General features: G+C 59.1%; 2 protein-coding genes. One reads left to right on the top strand and one right to left on the bottom strand.

The annotated features are described in order from the left end of the window. The coding region (locus WA989_RS10995; protein ID WP_424340544.1) for an Hsp33 family molecular chaperone HslO at positions 1-536 on the bottom strand (536 nt) is incomplete at its 3' end. A gap of 160 nt (positions 537-696) precedes the next feature. Between WA989_RS10995 and WA989_RS10990 the strand changes: the two genes are divergently transcribed. Further along, positions 697-2,517 (top strand): putative bifunctional diguanylate cyclase/phosphodiesterase (locus WA989_RS10990; RefSeq protein WP_424340543.1); only part of this gene is annotated, 1,821 nt, incomplete at its 3' end.

The following is a 2,517-nucleotide window of genomic DNA, read 5'->3' as shown; positions in this document are numbered from 1 at the left end:
CACTCAGCAAGACGGCCCTTGGCGAGCGGAACGATACCCTGATAGGGCTGCGTGCTCGGCTTGTTCTGGACAATGATCAGCGCCAGCGCCCCCATTGAGCCGAACAGTTGCGGCATGTGCGGCTTGTCGCCCTTGTTAATCTTCTCCAGATATGCCCAGCGCTCCTGTTCGAAGCGGGCATAAGCGCGAACGGCCCCGTCGGAATGATACTCGCCGACCAGCATCGAGACGGGCCCGTCTCCTTCAGCCTGCGTCAGCACGCGGCCGTCAATCTTCATCCCAGAGCCGACAAGCGTCGCCAGGATCAGGGCCTCACCAAGGATTTCACCAAGATGGTCGGGATAGGCATGGCGATGAAGGATGGGAGAAATCGAGCCCGCCCCCATCCGGACGATACGGCCTGTGACCGGCAGGGTTTCAGAGGTGAAACTCGCGACAAAATCTTGCGAGTGGGAAGAAACAGAGCTCACGGCGCATTCCATCTGGCAGACAACACCGCCCCATGTGGCGGCGCGCTCCGGCAAGAGCAAGCCCATGGCCTGCAATCTCTGCCTCCTGGCTCCAGAGCTGCAGGAATTGCGGCGGGCCTCACCGTTTCATGACAGGAATCGTTGAAATCTCATCTATCGCCGAAAGGCCGATTTAAGCGGACTGCTCTAAGGCTTGAGGCTGGAAAGCTGGCGCAGAGGACGGACCTTGCTAAATCAGATCGGTAAATTCTTTAGCGTCGAGCATGAAGAGCCGGAGCTGAATCGCGAACGCTTCAAGGCGCTGACCAAGCAAATGCCGCTCATGTATGGCATCCTGACGATTAACGTGGTCGGGCTCGCGGCCACCCATTATTCCACCGCGCCGCTTTTTCTCAGCGTCATCCTTCCGATCGTCATCCTCGCGTACACGATCTCTCGGGTCCGCTTCTATGTCAGCGCGAGATCACAGACTTATAGCGACGAAGCGATCAACAGAAAACTGAAATGGACGATCTTTTCCATGGCTCCCGCGGGTGCCCTCGTGGCGGGCTGGGGCATGGCATTCCTGCCTTATGGCGACCCTGACCAGAACGCCCAGGCGCTTTTCTTCAACGCCGTGACCTGCATCGCCTGCGCCGTCTGCATGCTGCATCTGCGCCAGGCCTTCCTGCTGCTCATCGCGACAGTCATTCCGATCACATGTGTTCTGCTTTTGCTTGAGCAATCGTCGCCTTATGCGATCGCATCGGTCAATCTTGCACTTGGCTCGTTCGTCCTGTGCCATGTCCTGTCGAACAGTGAGCGCGATTTCGCCAGCCTGATCAGGCAGAAACGTGAACAGCGTCAGCAGCATCTGCGATTGCAGGCGCTCAATGAAGAAAACCAGCGCCTCGCCAACACCGACAGCCTGACCAGCCTTGCCAATCGCCGCCAGTTCCTCGCCGATATCGACGAGCTTATCGAGGCCTGCCTCAGCGACCGCAGCAATTTCGTGATTGCCCTGATGGACCTCGACGGCTTCAAGCCGATCAATGATGTCTTCGGTCATCCGGCCGGCGACTATGTGCTCAGCGAAACGGCCCGGCGCCTCAAATCCACCTTCGATGGGGAAGATGTAACCGTTGCCCGACTCGGCGGCGATGAGTTCGGGCTTCTTTTCCGCGATCCGGGCACCGATGGCGAGGTCATGGCGATGGCCCAGCGTGCCTGCACGAGCCTGCGCCGGAGCTTCAATTTCGATGAAGGCTCTGCCAACATCTCGGCGACGATCGGCATGGCGCGCTATCCGACCGCCGCAAATTCGCGCAGCCTTCTTTTTGAGCGCGCCGACTACGCCCTCTACTATGCCAAGCATAACTCCAAGTCCGAACCGGTCTTCTTCTCGCACGAGCATGAGCGTCTGATTTTCGCCAACAGCGCGCTTGAACAGGCGCTGCGCCATGCGGATCTCGAAAAGGAGATGTCTGTCGAGTTCCAGCCCGTACTGGACCTTACCTCAGGCCACACGCGCGGCCTTGAAGCGCTGGCCCGCTGGTATTCGCCGCAGCTGGGCCGTGTCCGCCCTGACACTTTCATCAAGGCGGCTGAAAATATCGGCATGATCGGCCACCTGACCGAGGTTCTGTTCCGCAAGGCTGTGGAAGAAGCGCGCCAGTGGCCGGCCGACCTCATGCTCAGCTTCAATCTCTCCGCGATCAGCCTGACCTCGACGGTCCCTATCCAGAGGCTTCAATCGATTGCGGACGCCGCCGGCGTGCCGCCGCGGCGCATCATGTTCGAGATCACCGAGTCTGCGGTGATGAAGGATTATGAGAGCGCCATGAAAGTGCTCAAGCTGATCCGCGAGGCTGGCAGCAGCATTGCGATTGATGACTTCGGCACGGGCTTTTCAAGTCTGGCTTATGTCCACCGCCTTCCGATCGATACGCTCAAAGTGGACAGGAGCTTCATCCGGGATCTGACGCGCAACGAAAAGAGCGCGAATGTTCTCCGCTCGATCCTCAGCCTTTGCGCCAACCTCGAAATCGGCTGCGTGATCGAGGGCGTC

It is taken from the genome of Henriciella sp. (genome assembly GCF_049649345.1).
Lineage (GTDB): Bacteria > Pseudomonadota > Alphaproteobacteria > Caulobacterales > Hyphomonadaceae > Henriciella.
Note: the sequence above shows the minus strand (reverse complement) of the source record. Positions and strands in the feature narration are given on the sequence as shown.